Annotated in this window: 16 protein-coding genes; 4 read left to right on the forward strand and 12 right to left on the reverse strand. The window is 35.0% G+C overall.

The genetic code is table 11. From position 1 onward, the window contains the following. Positions 1-12: 12 nt before the first annotated feature. Positions 13-1,335 carry a M16 family metallopeptidase gene (locus ABTV69_RS07480; protein WP_433835029.1) on the reverse strand — a complete coding sequence of 441 codons (1,323 nt, stop codon included), beginning with the start codon at positions 1,333-1,335 and terminating at the stop codon, positions 13-15. 273 nt (positions 1,336-1,608) lie between these two features. Here ABTV69_RS07480 and rplU point away from each other — a divergent pair, with 273 nt between their 5' ends. The 3 genes from rplU (at position 1,609) to ABTV69_RS07495 (ending at position 3,756) form a co-directional block, all read left to right on the forward strand. Further along, a complete protein-coding gene (gene rplU, locus ABTV69_RS07485) occupies positions 1,609-2,046 on the forward strand; it encodes a 50S ribosomal protein L21 (protein WP_073412831.1) in 438 nt (145 codons plus the stop codon). Positions 2,047-2,070: 24 nt separating this feature from the next. Further along, on the forward strand, positions 2,071-2,331 hold the full coding sequence (gene rpmA / locus ABTV69_RS07490; RefSeq protein ID WP_111367867.1) for a 50S ribosomal protein L27: 261 nt from the start codon (positions 2,071-2,073) through the stop codon (positions 2,329-2,331). 129 nt (positions 2,332-2,460) lie between these two features. Beyond that, a complete protein-coding gene (locus ABTV69_RS07495; protein WP_433835032.1) occupies positions 2,461-3,756 on the forward strand; it encodes a hypothetical protein in 1,296 nt (431 codons plus the stop codon). 95 nt (positions 3,757-3,851) lie between these two features. Here ABTV69_RS07495 and ABTV69_RS07500 read toward each other — a convergent pair whose 3' ends face one another. Both ABTV69_RS07500 and ABTV69_RS07505 read right to left on the reverse strand, forming a co-directional pair. Continuing rightward, positions 3,852-6,611 carry a hypothetical protein gene (locus ABTV69_RS07500; RefSeq protein WP_433835034.1) on the reverse strand — a complete coding sequence of 920 codons (2,760 nt, stop codon included), beginning with the start codon at positions 6,609-6,611 and terminating at the stop codon, positions 3,852-3,854. Positions 6,612-6,662: 51 nt separating this feature from the next. Beyond that, on the reverse strand, positions 6,663-7,244 hold the full coding sequence (locus tag ABTV69_RS07505; RefSeq protein WP_426486500.1) for a tRNA-(ms[2]io[6]A)-hydroxylase: 582 nt from the start codon (positions 7,242-7,244) through the stop codon (positions 6,663-6,665). A gap of 113 nt (positions 7,245-7,357) precedes the next feature. On the opposite strand from ABTV69_RS07505, the gene ABTV69_RS07510 reads away from it, so the two are divergent. Then, the gene (locus tag ABTV69_RS07510; protein ID WP_433836681.1) at positions 7,358-8,602 is read left to right on the forward strand and encodes a glycosyltransferase; all 1,245 of its coding nucleotides are present in this window, start codon (positions 7,358-7,360) and stop codon (positions 8,600-8,602) included. On the opposite strand, the gene ABTV69_RS07515 is transcribed toward ABTV69_RS07510, so the two are convergent. From ABTV69_RS07515 to porU, 9 genes are all read right to left on the reverse strand, one after another. Further along, on the reverse strand, positions 8,599-9,477 hold the full coding sequence (locus tag ABTV69_RS07515; RefSeq protein WP_433835036.1) for a helix-turn-helix domain-containing protein: 879 nt from the start codon (positions 9,475-9,477) through the stop codon (positions 8,599-8,601). The genes ABTV69_RS07510 and ABTV69_RS07515 overlap by 4 nt on opposite strands. Positions 9,478-9,572: 95 nt before the next feature. Next, the gene (locus ABTV69_RS07520; RefSeq protein ID WP_433835038.1) at positions 9,573-10,103 is read right to left on the reverse strand and encodes a carboxymuconolactone decarboxylase family protein; all 531 of its coding nucleotides are present in this window, start codon (positions 10,101-10,103) and stop codon (positions 9,573-9,575) included. Between the two features lie 44 nt (positions 10,104-10,147). Then, positions 10,148-10,411: a hypothetical protein gene (locus ABTV69_RS07525; RefSeq protein WP_433835040.1), complete on the reverse strand. Its 264-nt coding sequence runs from the start codon at positions 10,409-10,411 to the stop codon at positions 10,148-10,150. Between the two features lie 340 nt (positions 10,412-10,751). Further along, positions 10,752-12,599: a leukotriene A4 hydrolase C-terminal domain-containing protein gene (locus ABTV69_RS07530; protein WP_433835042.1), complete on the reverse strand. Its 1,848-nt coding sequence runs from the start codon at positions 12,597-12,599 to the stop codon at positions 10,752-10,754. A 91-nt stretch (positions 12,600-12,690) separates the two neighbouring features. Then, on the reverse strand, positions 12,691-14,331 hold the full coding sequence (locus tag ABTV69_RS07535) for a 2-oxo acid dehydrogenase subunit E2 (RefSeq protein WP_433835044.1): 1,641 nt from the start codon (positions 14,329-14,331) through the stop codon (positions 12,691-12,693). A gap of 4 nt (positions 14,332-14,335) precedes the next feature. Further along, positions 14,336-15,334: a pyruvate dehydrogenase (acetyl-transferring) E1 component subunit alpha gene (pdhA, locus tag ABTV69_RS07540; protein WP_433835046.1), complete on the reverse strand. Its 999-nt coding sequence runs from the start codon at positions 15,332-15,334 to the stop codon at positions 14,336-14,338. A gap of 159 nt (positions 15,335-15,493) precedes the next feature. Then, positions 15,494-15,976: a cytidine deaminase gene (cdd, locus tag ABTV69_RS07545; RefSeq protein ID WP_433835048.1), complete on the reverse strand. Its 483-nt coding sequence runs from the start codon at positions 15,974-15,976 to the stop codon at positions 15,494-15,496. A gap of 79 nt (positions 15,977-16,055) precedes the next feature. Beyond that, on the reverse strand, positions 16,056-17,261 hold the full coding sequence (porV, locus tag ABTV69_RS07550; protein WP_433835050.1) for a type IX secretion system outer membrane channel protein PorV: 1,206 nt from the start codon (positions 17,259-17,261) through the stop codon (positions 16,056-16,058). 41 nt (positions 17,262-17,302) lie between these two features. After that, positions 17,303-21,139 (reverse strand): type IX secretion system sortase PorU, encoded by a 3,837-nt coding sequence (porU, locus tag ABTV69_RS07555; RefSeq protein WP_433835052.1) that lies wholly within the window; start codon positions 21,137-21,139, stop codon positions 17,303-17,305. Between the last annotated feature and the right edge of the window lie 151 nt (positions 21,140-21,290).

Raw genomic sequence — 21,290 nt, forward strand, 5'->3', positions numbered from 1 at the left:
GATTCGATATTCTTAGTTTTGAGATTTGGCAGTTGGAATATAATCTAAAATCAAGCGTTGATTCGGGTTTAAATATTTCTTAGCAACTTCTCTAATTTCTTCTCTTGTGATAGAGTGATAAATGTCGATTTCGGTATTGATCAAATTAACATCTCCATAAAGCAAATAATACGAAGCAAGATTTTCTGCAATTCCTTCTACGCTCGAATTTGCGTTTACATAATTGTTATCGAATTTGTTTTGTAATTTTTCGTAATCTTTCTCAGAAATAAGATCGGTTTGAATTTTTACAATTTCCTCATCCATTTCTTTTAAGATATCTGCTGTCGTATAGGGAGCCATTGGCAAACCATACAAAATGTACATTCCGTAATCTTCTTGGCTAAATCCTACAGCGCCAATTTGTAACGCCATTTTTTTGTCGTCAACGATTTTTTTGTAAAGTTTAGAACTTTTTCCATCACTTAAATATGATGAAATCAAATCTAAAACTCTTGCATCTCTCGTTTTCATCGATGGCGTTCTGTATGAAGCCACAATCATCGGAATTTGAATGTTTGGATCTTCGTAAGTCGCTTTAATCGTTTGGGTGATTGGTTCTTCTGTATAAGTTTGTTTTTTAACTTCTTCACCTCGAGGAATTGGACCAAAATATTTCTGAATCCATTCTTTTGTTTTTGTTTTTTCGAAATCTCCAGCAACGACTAAAACAGCATTGTTTGGAGTATAGAATTTTTTGTTGAAAGCTTGAAATTCTTCTAAAGTTGCGGCGTCTAAATCTTTCATAGAACCAATTGTGGTCCATCTGTAAGGATGATTTTTGAACATGTTCTTTTTAACTTCTGGAAGGATATTTCCGTATGGCTGATTGTCATAACGCATTCTTTTTTCTTCTTTTACGACTTCGTTCTGCGTGTCAACCCCAATTTTATTTATAATAGGATGCATTAGTCTTTCAGACTCCATCCATAAGCCAAGTTCTAAGCTGTTAGAAGGGAAAACTTCATAATAATATGTTCTGTCATCAGAAGTGTTGGCGTTGTTTACTCCTCCATTTGCAGTAACAATTTTCATCCATTCACCTCGTTTTATGTTTTGGGTTCCTTCAAATAATAGATGTTCAAAAAAGTGTGCAAATCCTGTTCGATCAGGGCGTTCGTCTTTCGAGCCAACATGATACATTACCGAAGTGATAACAACGGGTGCAGAAGGATCATTGTGTAAAATGACATGTAGCCCATTGTCTAAATCGTATTCTTCGAAAGCTACTTTTTGGGCATGAGCCACTCCGCCAAGCATTAATGCAGCACTTAACATCATTATTGATTTTTTCATAAAGATTAATAATTTTAAAATATCAACAAGAGTAGGTAGACAAGAGTTGATTTTGGTTACATCAAAAATAGTTTTTTTTAATTACGAATTGTAGATTTGTTTTCAAATAAACATGATTTTAACAATCTTTTACTTTAAATAAAGCGCATTTGTAATGCAGAACTGCTTGAAAAACAAGGTTTTTGTAACTTAAAATATTTTTGCTTTTAGGGATTGCACAGTAAATTATTAGTTGTATATTTGCAACCTTAAAAATCAATAAATCAATTTGGTATGTATGCAATCGTAGAGATAGCAGGGCAACAATTCAAAGTAAGCAAAGACTTAAAGGTTTATGTTCACCGTTTGGCTAACGAAGAAGGTTCAAAAGTTTCTTTTGACAAAGTTCTTTTGTTAGATGACAATGGAAATGTAACTTTAGGCGCCCCAGCTATAGAAGGTGCTTCAGTAGAAGCTAAAGTGTTACAACACTTAAAAGGTGATAAAGTTATCGTTTTCAAAAAGAAAAGAAGAAAAGGATACAAAAAAAGAAATGGTCACAGACAATATCTTACACAAATTGTAATTGAAGGTATTACTGCAGCAGGAGGAACTAAAAAAGCAGCAGCTAAAAAAGCGGTTGTAGCAGAAGAAGCAGCTACTGAAGAAGTAGAAGCTCCAAAAGCAAAAAAAGCGGCTCCAAAAGCTAAAAAAGAAGCTACTAAAGAATAATAACAATATTTAAACTCATACGTCATGGCTCACAAGAAAGGTGTCGGTAGTTCGAAGAATGGTAGAGAATCAGAATCAAAACGTCTAGGCGTTAAGATTTATGGTGGACAAGCTGCTATTGCTGGGAACATCATCGTAAGACAAAGAGGTTCTAAACACAATCCAGGTGAAAACGTTTACATCAGTAAAGATCACACTTTACATGCAAAAGTTGCTGGAGTTGTTAAGTTCCAAAAGAAAAGAGATAACAAATCTTATGTATCTATTATCCCATTCGAGGCATAATAATCATAGATTACTTTTTATAAAAAACCCGTTCAGAAATGATCGGGTTTTTTGTTTTTGTGTTTTTTTTAAAGACTTTAAAACTTATATTTACTTTTTGCGTTTGTTTTATGCCTTAAATATTAAAAGTTGAAAAAAGTAATACTACTTATGTTGCTGTGTTGTTTCAGTACATATGCGAAAGCGGTTTCAGATAATGTTAGTAATTATTATTTGAATTCTTTAAGCGAAAAACAAAAAAATGTTTTGTATGAATTAGCAGTTCTTGAAAAGAATGGTTGTGTTACAGATCAATTTTGGAAACGTCATAAAAATGAATTTCCTGAATTTGATAATAAAGTACGAGATCAATTGGCTTCAGAAGTTTTTGCTAATTCTCAAATAGTATATACGCAACCAAAAGAATCGGCAATTCAATTCTGGTTACAAGCGCAATCACTGGCTAATTGGATGTTTTATCTTTCTGCATTCATTGCTCTTTGTGCCATTATTGCTTTGTTTAAAAGATATTGGAATTTGCTGATTGAATTTGTGATTAAGCATTTGGCGCCATTATTTAGGTTTTTATTTTCGCCCCTTTTATTGACTTATGAATTGCTGATAGTTGGCGTTCTTTGTGTGTATTATGGAGTTTCTGTCGGAGAATTTGTACTTCGAACAGTTGTTATTCACGTCGGATTGTGCTTGTTGTGGAGTCAGACGACAGCTGTTTTTACTAAAGAGTATTTCATTAAAAAGTATATTTTTAAAATAGGAAATAATTTTTGGGCAGAAAGTCCTTGGGAAGCAGTAAAAACGATTTGTCTGCCTGCATTCTGTCTTACGCTTGCACTTTTGTATGTTCTAAATAAAGTTTCTAAAGATACTTTTTATAATTATGAGATTGTATTATCAGGAATTGCAACAATTTATGCTTTGCCTTTTTGGCGCACCTTAGAAAAATATTTATATCCAGTTTTGTTTCCTTTTAAAGATGATAAAAGAGATCGAGAAATAAAATCTTTAGCAGGATGTGCTGTTATTGAGCTTACTGCGATTGTTGTTCTTATTCTTCAAGACAATTCTCTTTTTTATAATGTTGTATCAGCTTTAATAAGTTTGTTGACCATAGCGTTCTTGATTTTGTCTTCAAAGATGAATTACAGATATGATTTTAGGAACTATTATTATCTCCAATTTGTTACCGTGCTTTTTTTAAGTTTGGTTTTCTGGTACGGTTTTAATAATCATTTCAACGAGATTGTGTGGTTCTCGCTAATAGGAACAAGTATTTATGTCATTGTAAAATACTTTGAAATATTCTCCTTTTTCTCAGATTGGAAAAGAAGTAAAGCCTGGGCTTGGAAATTGCTTGGTACGGCAGTTTTATTATGGCTGTTGGCTAAAGGAATTTTATATGTTTCTAAGATCTTGTATGGAGTTTAAAATAAAAAACCGAAGCGTAAGCGTCGGTTTTCTGCTTTATATAATTTGGATTAGATAATCTTGGAATTTGGAATTTTTAAAATTTTGGAATTTATTTATTCAGTATCCTTAGTTTCTTCCAGATCTTCCGTTTTCTTACCTACTTTTACTTTTGGATTATCTTGAGTTCCTGTAACAGTTAGCGGAATTCCGAAGATGCCAAAAGGAGGTAATCCTAAACGCATTTTTAAGTTTAATTTGCCATCTAAGCTTGATGTTCCTTCGATTCTTGGTCTAAAGCCTGCAAACTTAAATTTAAAGCGCTCTACAGTTATAATATTATTTTTTACGGTTGTTTTAATATCGACTTTCGAAAGATCTGGGTTTTTCATAGATTCCGAATTTGTTTGTTTGCTTACGGCATTAAACATTTTCAAACCCCTTACTTTAACGTCTTTTACAGAGAGTGTTCCGCCTCCTGCAAGAGAAGGATAGACGGGCTCCATGTTTCCGTTTAAGCGGCCTTTCAATTGGTAATCCAAAGAAACGATTCCTTGAGCTTTCTCCGCGGCAGTTGCCATTTTTCTAAAAACTTCGATTTCGTTATACGCTCTTTTGATGTCAAAATCTGTAGCTTTTATGTTGTAGTCGAAATTTGCTTTTTGTGGTGTTATTGCTTGGTAATTGGCGTTCATAGAAACATTGCATCCAATCAAATTGAATCCTGTATTCTGCATGGTCAATTTGCCTTTTTTCATAGTTAAATTTCCAGTTGCATTTTGCAGATTTAATTTGTCGAAATTTACTTTTTGCGCATGTGCAATTAATTGTAAATTTAAATTGCTTGGAATAATAATAACGCCAGTTTGTGTATTGTCTGATGGTTTTGTTTCTGTTTTTGGAGTTGAGCTTTGCGTTACAGGAGTATTTGGATCAACACTTGACATAAATTCGTCCACATTAATGTATCTTGAAGAAACTTTAAAAGAACCTTTTAAAACGCCTGTATTTGTCATTACGTAATTGAAAACGTTCTGTAAGTAACCATTCATTTTAAAATCGGATTGTCCATACGCGGCTAAGAAATTATTGAACGACATTTTATCCTGGTTGATTTTGAAAACACCTTCTTTGATGATGAATTTCTTTGGGAGATATTCAGAAGCAATTCCAATATTTCTTAATTCAAGAGTTCCTTTGTTGTTTAATTTGCTGTAATTTCCTTTTTCAGCATCGCTTTGTTTTCCTTTAAGAGAAACATCAGCTTTTACAAAACCGTCCAAATCAAGACCTTTCTGAGAGAAGACTTTGTAAATTCTGCTTACGTCCAATTCACCTTTGGCTTTTATATCGTAATTTAAATCGTCAAAATTGCTTAAATCAGCTTGTACGAAAACAGGTTTTCCTTCGAAAGTAAATTGAGTTGGCGTTAAACTTACTTTTAAATCTTCAAAAGTTCCTTTTTGGTTCTCCACTTTCGATTTAATAGTAATGTTTGTAATTGGATTCGGGTAGTACGGCGTTTTTAAATATCCATTGTCTAAATTAATGGTTCCGTTTGTAATAGGAAAATGTTTGTTTTTTTGATCGAATACTCCGTTTGCTTTCATGTCGCCTGCTAGAGCTCCTTTTAGTTCGATATCTGGAATTCCAAGTGCTTTAATTAATTTTTCGAGATCAATTTTGGCTTTAAAATCAGCATTGATTTCAGGTGTGTTTACTCCTTTAACTAAAAACTTAGATTTTAAATAATCTTGATTAATGTTTAGAGACAGGTTTTTGGCATCCACAATAACTAAATCGGGATTTAAAGAAGGCACTATGGTTTTGATGTCTAGATTTAAGTTCGAAACTGGAAAAGCACTTTTGTTGTAATTAACAAATCCGTCCTTTATTTTTACATCCAAATCCAAATCTGGAGCAATATTTTCTGAGGTAATGTATTTTCCTTTTAAAGTCAATAAAAGGTTGGTGTTTCCTTTTAATTCGGTTTTAGAAAGCCAAGTGATATATTTTGGAGGAAAGGCTGTAAAGACGTCGTATAGATTGCTATTGTCAGATTTAATAACAAAATCCATATTGTAACCGTCTTTCAGGATGTCAAATTTCCCCTTAAAATCAACCAAAAGCTGATTGATTTTAAGATTGTTTTGTTGGAAAAAGAAAGAAAGCGAGTTGATGTTTACTTTTGTAATCAAATCAGCATCAATCTTTTTATTCATTAAATATGGCTCGTCTTCATAAACGATATTTAATTTCTCGATTTTAGCTTTAGAATACAAATCAAAAACAGCTTTGTTTAAATCGCCTTTTCCTAAATAATTAAATCCATACGCATCAAAATGAACTTTAGTCGATTTATCATCGTATATAATTTTACTGTTTAAAATTTCAATTCGCTCTAGTTTTAAAGCAGTTTCGGTGGTGTCGTTTGACTTAGAAGCTTGTTCTTGCGATTTGTAAATGTTATAATTTGCTTCTCCGTTTGGATTTACTTTTACGTTTATAAAAGAATCAGATAAATAAATCTGATCAATTTTTACGGATTTGCTAAAAATTAAACTGGCCACATTAATTCCGAAAGAGACCTCTTTTGCAGTGATGAATTTTTCGTTTGTATATGGCGCTGAACCATTCAAACTTAAATTGTCTAGGGTCAAAGTAAGAGAAGGGAAGTGATGGAAAAACGAAACGGAAACATCAGAATAATTCAATTCTGCACTCAATCTTTCGTTGGCTGTTTTCTTTATTTGTTCTTTAATTTGGTCCTCAAAGACGATAGGCGTTAAAAATAATAATCCTATAATAACCGCGAACGTTATTCCGAAATACTTCGCAATTTTAAAAACGATTGATCTGGATTTACTTTTCTGCATAGCGAATAGTGGTGTTAAATGTAAAAAAGAGTAATAAAAAAAGAGCGTAATTTATCCGTGAACGGTTTCATTTTTACCATAATTGGTAATAATAGAGCCTTCGTATTCGATCCATTCTTTCCAGCGTTTGTCGATGTCGATATTGTCTTGGTATTTTCTTGCAAATCCTAAAAAAGTGGTGTAATGTCCCGCTTCAGAAATCATTAAATCGCGATAGAATTTTGCTAATTCTTCATCTTTAATGTTTTCTGAAAGCACTTTAAAGCGTTCGCAACTTCTCGCTTCGATCATTGCAGAAAACAACAAACGGTCGCAAAGTGCGTCTCTTCGGCTGCCGTCTTTTTTCATGAATTTGAAAAGTTCATTTACGTAGTGGTCTTTTCTTTCGCGTCCTAAAGTGAGTCCGCGTTGTTTGATGATGTTATGAACCATTTGAAAATGCTCCAATTCTTCTCTGGCAATTTCAAGCATTTCGGTTACTAATTCTTCTAATTCAGAGTTATACGTCACGATGCTGATAGCGTTAGAAGCAGCTTTTTGTTCGCACCATGCGTGGTCAGTTAAAATTTCTTCGATATTCGATTCAACGATATTTACCCAACGAGGGTCTGTAGCTAATTTTAATCCTAACATAATTTCTAAGAATTTAGTTTTGCAAAATTAGTGTTTTTTTACAACCAAAAGTCAGTAAATATGATGTAAAAATGTGCAAAAAAGCATTATTTTGTAAAATGAAACCAAATAAAATGGAACAGTTGAAAAAACTTTTAATTATTGGATTTGTGTGGCCTGAGCCAAAGTCTTCTGCGGCAGGTGGAAGAATGATGCAATTGATTTCGATTTTTGCCGCAAGTGGATTTGAAATAACTTTTGCCAGCGCTGCGCAGGATAGTGATTTTATGGTCGATTTGTCTGAGTTTGGTGTAATGAAAAAGAATATCGAACTTAATTCATCTACTTTTGATGATTTTATTATAGGGTTAAATCCAGATGTTGTCTTATTTGATCGTTTTATGATCGAAGAACAATTTGGATGGCGTGTGATTGAAAAATGTCCAAAGGCTATTCGAATCTTGGATACCGAAGATGTACATTCTTTAAGAACTGCGAGGCAAAAAGCCTTTAAAGAAAGCAGAGCTTTTAAAAATCAAGATTTATTATCTGAAGAAGTGGCAAAACGAGAAATCGCTAGTATTTTAAGATGCGATCTGTCTTTGATTATTTCTGAATTTGAAATGAATGTTTTAAAAGATGTTTTCAAAATTGACACAAACTTGCTTTTTTATCTCCCTTTTTTGGTGGATGAAATGAAAGAAGAGGAACTTTTGAAATTACCTTCTTTTGAAGAAAGGAAAAATTTTGTATTTATCGGTAATTTTCTGCATGAACCCAACTGGAATACGGTCCAATATTTAAAAGAAGCAGTCTGGCCTTCTATAAGGAAAGATTTTTCAGAAGCTGTTTTGGAAGTTTACGGCGCATATCCATCGCTAAAAGTACTGCAATTGCATCAGCCTAAAAATGGTTTTTATATCATGGGAAGGGCAGAAGATGCCAATGAAATTGTGAAAAAAGCTAGAGTTGTTTTGGCGCCAATTCGCTTTGGAGCGGGCTTAAAAGGCAAGCTATTGGAAGCTATGCAATGCGGTACGCCAAGCGCAACAACTTCAGTCGGTTCTGAAGCAATGCATGAAGATTTACCTTGGAATGGTTTTATTGAAGATAATCCTGCTGAATTTGCTAAAAAAGCAATTGCACTTTATCAAGATGAAAATCTCTGGAAGCAATCTCAAAAAAACGGAATTGAAATCATTAATAAATGCTATCAAAAAAAGGATTATTCAGAAAAGCTGATTTCGTTGACGAATTCACTTTTAGCAGATTCTGAAAATCATCGTCTTCATAATTTTATGGGTAATTTGCTGCAACATCATGCGTTTAAAAGCACCATGTATATGTCAAAATGGATTGAAGCTAAGAATAAAAATTAAACATCCATTTTTCCAAAACCTACTGTTTCGCGATAAATTTGAGGTGAAACATCTGCATTGGTTTTAAAGAAACGGCTGAAATAATGTTCGTCATCATAACCTAATTCATAAGCAATTTCTTTGACTGTTTTGTTGGTCAGGTATAATTCTCTTTTGGCTTCAATAATGATTCGTTCCGAAATTAAATCGGTTAACGTTTTATTGAAATAATTCTTAGATATTTTAGCCAGTGCTTTTGATGAAATATTCAATAAATCGGCATAATTTCCAGCTGAATGTTTGGTTTTGAAATTGAGTTCAATCGCATCTTTTAAGTTTTGAAGAATAATTGGTTCTTTGGCATCAGGAACCGAATTCATTTCTTCTAATTGCTCTGTTTTTAATCTTGAAGCGGTAATTAAAAAGATTTTTAGATACGAAATAAGCAATTCATATTGTGCCAATTCAGCATTCTGAATTTCGCTTTTCATTTGATTAATAACCATATTAAAAGTTATGGCAGCTTGTTCTGTAACTTTTACATAAGGCGGTTGGTAAATATTATTGAACAAAACGCCATTGCAAGAAACTTCTTTCTGGTGCATATGAATGCAATAAAAATCAGGATGAAAATGAATGGCAATTCCCTGAATTGGTTCATTTACACAAAGCATAAAGGGCTGATAAGGCGAAAAGGCGAGAAGTGAGTTTTCTTCAAAATGATGCTCTGCAAAATCGGCTTTTACTTTGCCTTTTCCTTTGGTAACCCAAATTAAGGAGTAATAATTGTTTCGCTGTAAATGGTCAAAATGGCTGTTATCGTCAAAAGGAAGAATTTTGAAAGCCAAATTTCCGTTTTGCGGATTTATTAAAGTAAAAACATTTTGCGAACTCATGATTTATTTGTTTTTGGAAATATAAAGATAGCTCTCAAATAAATTCGGAGCTATCATTATACATTGTTTTTTGTTATTGTGAAAGTGCTATTTAATTATACTGAAGGAAAATCAATTTCAGTATTAGCTAAATTATTGAAGTAGTTTGTTAATACATTCAAAGCTGTATGTGCAACAGTTTCTGCGATTTCTGCATCAGAAACTCCGGCGTTTTTAGCTTTATTCACATCTTCGTCGTTTACCAAACCATTTTTACTGATCAAGGTTTTAGCCAATTGTAAAATAGCTTCTGTTTTAGCATCTGTAGAATTTCCTGTTCTTGCTGCTTTTAAAACCGCTGGATCTGCTTTAACCAATTTTTCTCCAATAAAAGTGTGAGCGGCTAAACAGTAGTCACAAGAATTGCTTTCTGAAACTGCCAAAGCGATTAATTCGCCTGTTTTTGCGCTTAATTTTCCGTGGCTCAAAGCGCCGCTTAAGTTCAAATATCCTTCTAAAACGGCTGGAGAATTCCCCATTGTTCTCATCATATTCGGAACAACGCCTAATTTTGCTTGTACAGCGTTGAATAAATCTTTAGTTTTTCCTGTTACTTCTTCTGGGTTTAATGCTGTTAATCGTGTCATTTTATTTAAATTTTAAAGTTGTTATTTGTTGTCGTCTTTTGACATTACAAAGTTGCAACGATTACAGATTTTAAAACATGGAGGATTGACGCTATGTGATGGATAATTTTCCCTAGCTTTATTTTGGAGTAAAAAGTATGTTTTTTTTCAGGAGCTAATCCAGCTTTCCGTTTCAAGTCCTCGCCCAAAAACCTTATTTTTCTAAGCCATAAAACGAGCTTCCGTTGGTCGCTGTTTTCAGGCAAGAAAATAAGGCTTTTGAGCTCCGGGCTTTCCACTTCAATCTGGGCTAGGGCACTCGTTTTCATAAGAGTGTTTTTTCGTTTGTTTTTATATGGTTTGTCATCCTGACGAAGGAAGGATCTTCGTTCGTAACTCCACAATCAACATCAAGATAATACGCATAAAAAAATCCCCGATTACAATTTGTAATCGAGGATTTGAATAATTATGATTTTATCCCGAAGGGATTGCATATCGGTAGAAAAAAACAGATAGCATTAAATCATTTGTCCCGTCAGGGACTACACATTCCTGAGAATTGGTGTAGTCCCTGACGGGACAATAAAAACGATCGGATTTTTTTTCTACCGATATATAATCCCTACGGGATATTTTTCTACCGATATGCAATCCCTTCGAGATATTTTATTTTAGGATTCCTTCAACAGCTTGAATAGTCGTTGCATGGTAACCAGATTTCGCTTTTTCAAAGACCTGTTTCGCCCAAACTTTTCCTTCAGGAGTTTTAACCATTTCTTTATAAAGCATCATTACAGATCCAGTTCTGCTGATTCCAATCAAGAATTGCTCAACTGCAGGATAAGCAGGTTTGTATTGATGACGTAAAGCCTGAGCAAACCATTGACGTTTGATGATGAAATTGCCGCCTTTTGTAAAGTTGAATTCTTTATCGATAGCATCCATTTCTTTAACTGTAATATCAGCTGGAAGATGATCTATAAAATGTTGCTTCTCTGCAGTTGTAGTGATTTTTTTGCTTAAACCAACAACACCAGTTGTTCTCCAGCTTTTTTGAATGGCATCAATTGCATCAAAATCAGGAGAGCTTACAGGAACAATGTTTGAAGGAATTCCAGGTTTGTAAATCCAATCGTCTAATTTGATTTTATCTGCTAAAGCTTTGTCGCCTTTAATCAAATTCTCATTTAAATATTTTACAAAATCTTCTGTCGTGATAGATTGAAAAGCGTGAGAATCAAAGTAGTTTTTAATAAACGGATCAAATTTCTCGCGCCCAACAGCATTTTCAATAACTCTTAAAAAAGCATAACCTTTCACGTACGGGATTTGGCTGATTCCATCATCTGGATTTCTTCCCGTTAAGCTTACTTTTAATTTTGTATCTGGATTTGTGTTTCCGTATTCAGCAACGTTATCAGTCAATTCTTTGTTGGTGATAACGTTTTGCATTTCAAATTCTTTCTTTCCGAAGATTGCTTCTCCAATTCGGTGTTCCACATAGGTGGTGAAACCCTCGTTTAGCCAAATATCGTCCCAAGTGGCATTGGTAACTAAGTTTCCACTCCAGCTGTGCCCTAATTCGTGCGCTAATAAACTGGTTAGTGAACGGTCTCCTGCAATTACACCTGGGGTTAAGAAAGTTAAATTGGGGTTTTCCATTCCGCCATAAGGGAAACTTGGTGGTAAAACCAAAACGTCGTAACGTCCCCAACGGTATGGACCGTATAATTTTTCTGCAGCATTCACCATTTTTCCCAATTCAGCAAATTCGTAAGCTGATTTTTTAAGCATTGATGGCTCTGCATAAACTCCAGTTCTGTTATCGATAGCTTGGAATTCAATATCTCCTACTGCAATCGCCATTAAATAAGACGGAATTGCTTTGTCTTGTTTAAAAGTATAAACTCCCGTATCGTTTTTCTTCTGAGGATTTACAGCACTCATTACTGCCAATAAATCTTTAGGAACGGTAACTTTTGCATTATAAGTAAAGCGAACTCCTGGCGAATCTTGACATGGAATCCAGGTACGGGACCATACACTTTCCCCTTGAGAGAATACAAAAGGTTTCTTTTTGTCTGCAGTTTGCTCTGGTTTTAGCCATTGCAGCGCTACAGCATCTTTTGTAGTGTTATAATAGATGTTTACTTTGGTTGTGTTTGGTTCAATGGTAATATGAAGCGGTTTTCCGTGAAATTCAGTGTCTTTTCCAAGCTCGAATTTGGTTTCTTTTTCGTCGTCACCCAAAGTTACTTTTGTGATGTTTAAAGTATTTTCGTCGAAAATGATTTCGTTTCCTTTGCTAATATTATCAATAGTCCAAGACGCTTTTCCAGAAATAGTTTGTGTATCAAAATCGACTTTGATGTCTAAATCAAGGTGTTTCGCAACCGCAAGTTCTGGTTTTGAATAACTGTGTTCGTCTACAACGGCAGCTGTTTTTTCGGTTTGTTCTTTTTTCTGGCAGGCAATTGCTGTCAGAAATAAAGCGGCAAGGATTAGTTTCTTCATATTATGAGGTTTTGAATTTGAGGATGAAAATTAAATAAAAAATCCCGTTTTGAATAAACAAAACGGGATTTAATTATAAAATTAACAAAGATTACGCCAGCATGGTAACTGGGCTTTCGATGTATTGTTTTAATGTTTGTAAGAACTGAGCTCCAGTTGCACCGTCAATAGTTCTGTGGTCACAAGCTAATGATAACATCATTGTGTTTCCAACTACGATTTGACCATTTTTAACTACTGGTTTCTCAACAATTGCACCTACAGAAAGGATTGCAGAGTTTGGTTGGTTGATAATTGAATTGAATTCAGTAATACCAAACATTCCTAGGTTAGAAACTGTAAATGTGCTTCCTTCCATTTCTTGTGGTCCTAATTTTTTGTTTTTAGCTCTTCCAGCAAGATCTCTTACGCTTCCGCCAATTTGAGATAAACTCATAGCATCTGTAAATTTCAATACAGGAACTACTAATCCGTCTTCAACAGCTACAGCAACACCAATGTTTACGTGGTGGTTGATGATGATAGCATCTTCTTTCCAAGTAGAGTTGATTTTTGGGTGTTTTTTCAATGCTAATGCACAAGCTTTAATTACCATATCGTTGAAAGATACTTTTGTATCTGGAACGCTATTGATAGCAGTTCTAGCTTGCATTGCTTCGTCCATGCTTACTTCGATCACTAAGTTGTAGTGAGGAGCAGTGAATAATGATTCAGAAAGACGTTTTGCAATGATTTTACGCATTTGAGAATTTTTGATCTCTTCTGTGTAAACTTCTCCAGCAGGTACAAATACTTTTGGAGCAGCAGGAGCAGATGCTTCTTGTTTAGCAGCTGGTGCAGAAGCAGCAGTTTGCGCTTGAGCAGATGGAGTAAAGTTCTCGATATCGCTTTTCACGATACGTCCGTTTTCTCCAGATCCTTTTACTTGAGATAATTGGATTCCTTTGTCAGAAGCAATTTTCTTAGCCAATGGTGAAGCTAAAATTCTACCTCCGTTTGAAGTTTCGGCAGCAGCTTCTGTAGCTTGTGCAGCAGGAGCAGCTTTTGTTTCTTCAGCAGCAGGAGCACTTGTAGTTGCAGCACCTCCAGCAGTAAAGTTATCGGCAATTCCAGAGATGTCAGTTCCTGCAGGTCCAATGATAGCTAGTAAGCTGTCAACAGGAGCAGTGTTTCCTTCTTGAATTCCGATGTATAATAAAGTTCCTTCATTAAAAGATTCGAACTCCATTGTTGCTTTATCAGTTTCAATTTCTGCTAAAATATCACCTTCAGCAACAGCATCACCAACTTTTTTCAACCAAGTTGCTACTGTTCCTTCAGTCATAGTATCGCTCAAACGAGGCATAGTTACAACGACAACGCCTTTTGGTAATTCAGTTGCAGCTTTTGCAGGAGCAACAGTTTCAGTTTTTGCTTCAGCAGCAGGAGCGTCCGCTTTTGGAGCTTCAGCAGCAGGAGCATCACCACCAGCTAAAAGAGCAGAAATATCTTCTCCTTCGTTACCAATAATTGCTAATAATGAATCAACAGGAGCAGTTTCTCCAGCTTGAATTCCGATATGTAAAAGAGTTCCTTCGTTAAAAGATTCGAACTCCATTGTTGCTTTGTCTGTTTCAATTTCAGCAAGGATATCTCCTTCGCTAACTTTATCGCCTACTTTTTTTAACCAAGTCGCTACCGTTCCTTCCGTCATAGTATCGCTCAAACGAGGCATTGTTACTTTAATCGCCATGATGTTATAGTTTATGAGGTGTAAATGGATAGTCTTCTTGTGCGTATACTACATCGTATAACTGCTGTAAATCTGGATAAGGAGATTCTTCAGCAAATTTTTGACATTCTTCAACTAAGTCCTTAACTCTTTGGTCAATTACTTCAATTTCTTCTTCTGTAGCATATTTTTGATCCAAGATTACATCAAGAACTTGAGTAATTGGGTCAATTTTTTTGTACTCTTCAACCTCTTCTTTAGAACGGTATAATTGTGCATCAGACATAGAGTGTCCTCTGTAACGGTACGTTTTCATTTCAAGGAAAGTTGGCCCATCTCCACGACGCGCTCTTTCGATAGCTTCGTGCATAGCTTCAGCAACTTTTACAGGGTTCATTCCGTCAACAGGTCCGCAAGGCATTTCGTAGCCTAAACCTAATTTCCAGATGTCAGTGTGGTTTGCAGTTCTTTCTACAGAAGTTCCCATTGCATAACCGTTATTTTCAACGATAAATACAACTGGAAGTTTCCATAACATAGCCATGTTGAAAGCTTCGTGTAAAGAACCTTGTCTAGCAGCACCGTCACCAAAGTAAGTCATAGTAACACCGCCAGTGTTGAAATATTTATCTGCGAAAGCAATACCAGCTCCCACAGGAATTTGAGCACCTACAATTCCGTGTCCTCCGTAAAAACCATGTTCTTTAGAGAAAATGTGCATAGAACCTCCCATACCTTTAGAAGTTCCTGTCGCTTTTCCTAAAAGTTCTGCCATTACGTTTCTAGGATCCACTCCCATACCAATTGGTTGAACGTGGTTTCTGTAAGCAGTAATCATTTTATCTTTGGTCAAATCCATAGCGTGCAATGCACCTGCTAATACAGCTTCCTGACCATTATATAAGTGTAGAAAACCTCTAACTTTTTGTTGGATGTATAACGCTGCAAGTTTGTCTTCAAACTTTCTCCAAAGTAGCATGTCTTCATACCACTTTAAATATACCTCTTTTGTAACTTCTTTCATCTGAATTCTTTCTTTTGCTAAAGTTGTTTGTGTTATCGATTATTGTGCCTGTAACGCAAAATAGTTTCCTCCCACAAATTTGCGCCCGAAAGGTCGGGATGCAAAAATAAGACATTACATTTAAGAACTAAAATTTAAACGCTACTTTTTGGTTTTTTTTTACAAGAACTTTTTATCAAACATCAATGGAAGCAAATTTTTTAATGAAGATGATTTATAAACTTCGCCAATTTCTCCCATAAAATAGATTTCGATTGGGCTGTCTTGTTTTATCTCATATTCGGCTATTGATTGTCGGCAAGATCCGCAAGGTGGAATAGGAGCGGTAGTTTGATTGGTGTCAGAAGCAGCTGTAATTGCCATTTTTAAGATTTTTGCTTCTGGATAGGCACTTCCTGCATAAAAAATAGCGGTTCTTTCTGCGCAAAGTCCCGACGGATATGCGGCATTTTCTTGATTAGAGCCTAAAATAATTTGTCCGTTATCTAAGAGTAAAGCGGCTCCAACTCTGAATCGTGAATAAGGGGCATAGGCTTTTTTTCTGATTTCTACAGCTTGATTCATTAAATCCTGAATTTCGGCTGGAAGTTCATTTAAACTATCAAATGTTGTAAATGAAGATGTTATATTGATTTCTTTCATCTGTTTTTAAGGGAAAAAAAATCCAAATTCCTAAAATGCTGGAATTTGGATTAAATTGTTTTTATTTGATCTTTTCTCTTTAGTAATTGTCGTATTTGTCACCAAAGTTAAACGTTAAAGAGAAACGAAGTGTGTTTTCTAAAGGATTTTTTATTTTTGATGCTGAGAATAAGTACGAAACATCTATTTTCATGATGTTGTATTTAAATCCTGCTCCTAAAGAGAAAAATTGTTTAGCTCCTTTTTCTGGGCTTTCGTGGTAATATCCTAAACGGAAAGCAAAAGCATCTTGATACATGTATTCTCCCGCAATGCTATAAGTTACCTCTTTCATTTCTTCGCTAAAACCTCCTGGAGCATCACCAAATGATTTGAACATACCTTCAAACCAGCCAATATCGTTGTAATTTCTATAAGCGGCATCTGTAGCTTGTTGTTGCGTGATGTCTTCAGGATCATCAAAATCGCCATCACCGTTTCCGTCAACAGCGGCTTGGATGCCTGGAGGGGTTGGAACTAAAAGCTTGGTGATCTCAGCGCTTAAGGTAAGTTTGTTGTAATCATCAAAAATAAAATCAAATCCTCCACCTAATCTTAAATTTGCAGGTAAGAAGTTTGAACTGATGTCGTCGTTATCGTAGCTGATTTTTGGTCCCATGTTCTGGAAGTTAACTCCAGCTCTCCATCTCCCATTAAAATCTTGATAAGCAATTTCTTCAGATTGATAGAAAGCAGCGACATCAACAGCAAAAGATCTTGCAGACGTAGCATCAACTTCTTCTGAAGCGACTTTTAAGTTTGAATTGATAAAACGACCCGCAACAGCCATCGAGAATTTTTCACTTAACTTAAGCGAATAAGAACCGTCTAGTGCAAATTCATTTGGTGAAACTGTTCTTGTGGCTTCAGTTGGATCTCCGGTAGTTCTTAATTCGATATCTCCAAATCCAAAATAGCGAAAACTTCCTGCAAAAGCACTTTTTTCGTTGATTTTGTTGTAATACGTAATCTGTCCTAATGAAATATCATTGGCAAGATCGGTTAAATAAGGAGTGTAGCTAATAGAAAGACCCTGCGCATCTTCAGAAAATGCATATTTGGCAGGATTCCATTGTTGCGAGAAAACGTCAGCAGAAGTGGCGACACCTTGGTCGGCCAAACCAGCTGCTCTAGCATCAGCAGCGACTAGTAAAAAAGGTACTCCGGTAACAATTGGTCTTGACTCTTGAGCCTTTGAATTGTAAATGCTAAAAATACAAATTAATAAAAGTGATAGTTTTTTCATTTATGGGACTAATGTTTTTGGTGGTGCAAATATATATAATATTATAGGATGACAAGCTTTTCGTATTTTTCTGCTTTTTTATTTGTTAAATTAGATTTTACAGTCAGTTTGTAAATATACACTCCTTTTCCGATTCTGTCGCCAAAATCGTCTCTTCCATCCCATGTTATTTCTCTTGATAAAAATCCTTCTGTTGTAATGCTTTGATTTTTTGTCCAGACCACTTTTCCTGTAATGGTCATTACCTGCACTTGTACGTCTAAAGGTTCATATGGTCTGTTGTGTGAAAACCAGAATTGCGTATAAGTTGAAAATGGATTTGGGTAATTAAGAACGTGCGATAATGTTAAGGAATCATCTCCTACAACCGTAAATTGGATTTCACTCGTAACGGGATTGTTGTAAACATCCCAAGCAGTAAAACTTATGGTGTGCAGTCCAGGTGCTAAATTTCGAAATGGGAAACGTAAATTTCCGTTAGTGTAATCATCTAATTTTGTCTGATAATAATCGTTCAAAATATAAGGATTACTAACATCTCCATCTAAAATAGCGACAATGTCATGCCCGATTCCGCTTGCTGTATTAATTCCGTTTTCATCTTCTAAAAAAGCCAAAAGAAATGGCGATTCGTTTGTGATTCCACCCGAAACAAAAGTTTCGTCGTTCATATATAACTTCACTTTTGGACTTATATTGTCTTGAGGTGCATTTTCGTTAATTCCTCCAATTTTTATTGTATTGTTGTAACCGGTTTGATTTTCCAATGCTTCATTTTTTTTGGAGTAAAAACTAATTCTTCCGTTGTCAACGGGAATTCTAATGTCTCTTGGAACTACAAAGCTAAATTCAAATTGGCCATTGGTAACAGATGCATTTCCTCTAAAAATGGTTTCTCCTAGCGTTTTAAATTGCATTGGCGGGCTAAATCCGTCGTTGTTTAAAGTTGTATTGGTGATTAATTTATCAAAAATAGCGGTAGCCAGTTCTCCATTGTAATTGCTTAATAGATTGTTGTTTTCGTCTGTGATTTCTCCTGAAATTTTGATTTTTGATAGCGATTTTAAATCAGGAATCGCTTGCGAAATCACAATGTCGTTTACTTTTGTTAAATTAATTCGAGGTTTAGAAATAGCAAGCATTAAGGCAGGGTCGCCTAAATAAAAGACAACATTGCTGGAAGAACTTGGATTTTCGTTTTTGGATATTCGTAAAGATTCTGCAATACTGTTGTATTGATTTGATCCGTAAGAAAGGAGATTTTTGCTAAGGGTTTTGTTAAAGTCTTCTGCGTTGGTCTGTCCGATTTCTCGAATTGTTGTCAGCATTGAAATAGCGCCTCCTTTTGGATTCCAAAAGACATATTCTCCGGCAGTTGGTCTAGTAGGGTCGTCAAAACGTGAAAACTCACAAGTAATGGTGATGAATAATGGGTATTTGTATTGATTGGTAAGATTTTGTCCATCCGATTTTTCCCAAATTCGTTCGCTGGCTAAGCCGTCCTCCCCACCATGACCTAAATAGTTGAATATCAAAGCGCCTTTTTCAAAAGCGTTAAAAAAGTCAGTTCTTGCTTTAGGATATCGGGATCCGCCGGCAGAAGCTTCTTGTGTGTAGGCATCTAGAAATATTTTGTCTATATTGAAAAAAGGTTTTTCAGTTGCAATTTGATCTGCAAGTGCATTTTGATTTGCTTGTAAAGTCTGATCGCCAGGTTTGTCGGAATCGTCGCTAATTAAAACGACATTGTTTCTCCAATTCCCGTATGATTTTGTGTCGTAATATTCAAAGACTTTGTTGACCATTTCTTGCGCTTGGGCAATGTCTGAAACCAACATTCTTCCCACGGCTATATCAATTCCGGCAAGAGACGGGATGATGACGCCTTCGTTAGAATCCATTAGTCCGTAGAAATCATCAGAAGCAAAAGAAGCTTCGCCAACAGTATTACTTATTAGTGATTGATATATAGGTACAATATTAGTATTGTTTGAGATTCGATCTTTATAATCAAACGAGGCATCTCCAAATAAATTTACATAGCGTACTCTTTTTTCTGGTGAAGAGGCATTGTCATAAATGTATTTGATGCAATTTCTAATAGCTGCGATATCTTGTTTGCCGGAAGAAAATTCTTGATAGATATTTTCTAATGCAATCACTTTTACATTTAAATTGGAATTTGTTCTGTGGAAACTAGCTAATCTTTCAGCTTGAGAAGCTAAAGATTTTGGCGTTATAATGACATAATCAATATCTTGAAAAGAGCTTTGGTTGTTTCTGAAAATGGTTCCTTTTAAATTCTGATTGGCAATTTTTGATTGATTTTCTTTTAATGGAGCATAATAATCAGAAGGGTCTATTGCGATATATTTTCTAACTTCTCCCAAATTGGCTTTAAAACTAAAAGAAGCTTGATTGGAATTTTCGATTTTACCTATATTATATAGGTCTGTTATATCCCATACTTGGGTTATTGCAGATGCGTTTCCGACCGTGTAATTAGCGATTCCGGCTGTAGAGCCCGCAGCATTGTATTGAAAATGGAATTGTTTGCCTGTTCCTAAAAGTTTACGTTTCGCCGTAAGATTGATATAATCTAAGTAACCTTTTGATCCAGGGACACCATTATTATTATAGGTAATTTTTATTTTGATGTTGTCTGTTCCTGTAAATTGGGTATTTGCTGGTAATTTTCCAGTAGCGTATTTTGTGTCTGAATTTGCTATTAAAGCTGGAAAACTTATAGAGCCAGTATTTTGCCCATTTGCCACTACCGTAAAAGAAGTAGTCGTAAAAGAAGCGGATGCGAAGCTTGCCTCTATTTTGACAGGGATAGTAGCGTCAAGATTCGGGAAATTAAACGAAAATTCTTGTTCCTGATTGATATCAAACGATTCTCCGAGCCATTGACGGCCAAGATGAACAATATTGGTTTGGTCAATTTCGTGGTATTGATAGTCATCAAACGTGTTTAACTCTAAAGTGCTATTTCCTATAGGCTGATTTAGGTTTTGAATTCGTTTTCCGTTATCTCCAGAAGCTGTAATATAATAGTACGACTTGGTGTCATATAGATTTAAGTTAGTCTGGTTTTCAGAATTCCAATTATCTGTTCCTTCAGCATAAAAAAGAATATAGTCTTCATTGTTGAAAATGCCGTCATTTTCACCAATTATTTGGATGGCATTTTCGGTTAAATCATCAGGGTAATATTCGTTATTGGGAAGAGGGAGCATTCTTCCTCCGTTTCCATATATTTTAATTCTTCGTGGGTCAGTTTTAGAAGGATCGAACCCTAAACTTTGCAGAAAAGACTTGTTTATTCTGTAAACACCTGATTTTTGGATGTAAAAGCGATACCAATCTCCCGAGGCTAAGATAGAATTTGAAATAGCTGCCGATTTTTGAAATGTAGAGGAAGATGTTGTTCGTGCTGTTGTGTTGCCAATAAAGTAAGAAAGTGATTGGATGCGTTTGTAGCTATTTCCTTCCTTGATTATAGGGGACAAAGAAAGGAAAGCGTATCTTATATCTCGTGCATTAGTAACTATTATAGCTTCATTTGGTTTTTCAGGGATGGTCTCAAGTGTTAAATCTCCTAAATCAGCTCTTGAAATAGACTCATAGATGACATTGCTAATTTGTACTGTACTGCCGTTTGAGATATTCGACTGATTTAGATTTTGGAGCAATGTTATGCTTTTTTTTGTAATGTCGAAGCGAAAACTGCTTCCCGAGAAGTATGGAATTATAATTTTATTTTCGCCATAATTTACCTCTTTTTTGCTCTGCCAATCTATCGTTAAGGTCCCATTTATCTGGGAAAACGAGAGAATTGGAATTAGGAAAAGAGAGATAAGAATTACTTGTTTCATGAGTTAAAAAACCGAAATTTAATTAAAAAATAATTAGTAAGTAAAAATATAGTATTTCATGTTACAGTAAATAATAAAAAGTATATTTTTGCGTTCGTAACTAAAGGTTATTTTCTGGAAAAAACAGCTAAATAAAATTATTAGAACAGAT

The organism is Flavobacterium anhuiense, assembly GCF_050990855.1.
GTDB lineage: Bacteria > Bacteroidota > Bacteroidia > Flavobacteriales > Flavobacteriaceae > Flavobacterium > Flavobacterium anhuiense_C.

Bases quoted from the DNA above. Each gene is read 5' to 3' on its own strand.
- porU (WP_433835052.1), bottom strand. From the start codon at position 21,139: ATGAAACAAGTAATTCTTATCTCTCTTTTCCTAATTCCAATTCTCTCG.
- ABTV69_RS07480 (WP_433835029.1), bottom strand. From the start codon at position 1,335: ATGAAAAAATCAATAATGATGTTAAGTGCTGCATTAATGCTTGGCGGA.
- rplU (WP_073412831.1), top strand. From the start codon at position 1,609: ATGTATGCAATCGTAGAGATAGCAGGGCAACAATTCAAAGTAAGCAAA.
- porV (WP_433835050.1), bottom strand. From the start codon at position 17,261: ATGAAAAAACTATCACTTTTATTAATTTGTATTTTTAGCATTTACAAT.
- rpmA (WP_111367867.1), top strand. From the start codon at position 2,071: ATGGCTCACAAGAAAGGTGTCGGTAGTTCGAAGAATGGTAGAGAATCA.
- ABTV69_RS07500 (WP_433835034.1), bottom strand. From the start codon at position 6,611: ATGCAGAAAAGTAAATCCAGATCAATCGTTTTTAAAATTGCGAAGTAT.
- ABTV69_RS07515 (WP_433835036.1), bottom strand. From the start codon at position 9,477: ATGAGTTCGCAAAATGTTTTTACTTTAATAAATCCGCAAAACGGAAAT.
- ABTV69_RS07530 (WP_433835042.1), bottom strand. From the start codon at position 12,599: ATGAAGAAACTAATCCTTGCCGCTTTATTTCTGACAGCAATTGCCTGC.
- ABTV69_RS07505 (WP_426486500.1), bottom strand. From the start codon at position 7,244: ATGTTAGGATTAAAATTAGCTACAGACCCTCGTTGGGTAAATATCGTT.
- ABTV69_RS07510 (WP_433836681.1), top strand. From the start codon at position 7,358: ATGGAACAGTTGAAAAAACTTTTAATTATTGGATTTGTGTGGCCTGAG.
- ABTV69_RS07525 (WP_433835040.1), bottom strand. From the start codon at position 10,411: ATGAAAACGAGTGCCCTAGCCCAGATTGAAGTGGAAAGCCCGGAGCTC.
- cdd (WP_433835048.1), bottom strand. From the start codon at position 15,976: ATGAAAGAAATCAATATAACATCTTCATTTACAACATTTGATAGTTTA.
- pdhA (WP_433835046.1), bottom strand. From the start codon at position 15,334: ATGAAAGAAGTTACAAAAGAGGTATATTTAAAGTGGTATGAAGACATG.
- ABTV69_RS07535 (WP_433835044.1), bottom strand. From the start codon at position 14,331: ATGGCGATTAAAGTAACAATGCCTCGTTTGAGCGATACTATGACGGAA.
- ABTV69_RS07520 (WP_433835038.1), bottom strand. From the start codon at position 10,103: ATGACACGATTAACAGCATTAAACCCAGAAGAAGTAACAGGAAAAACT.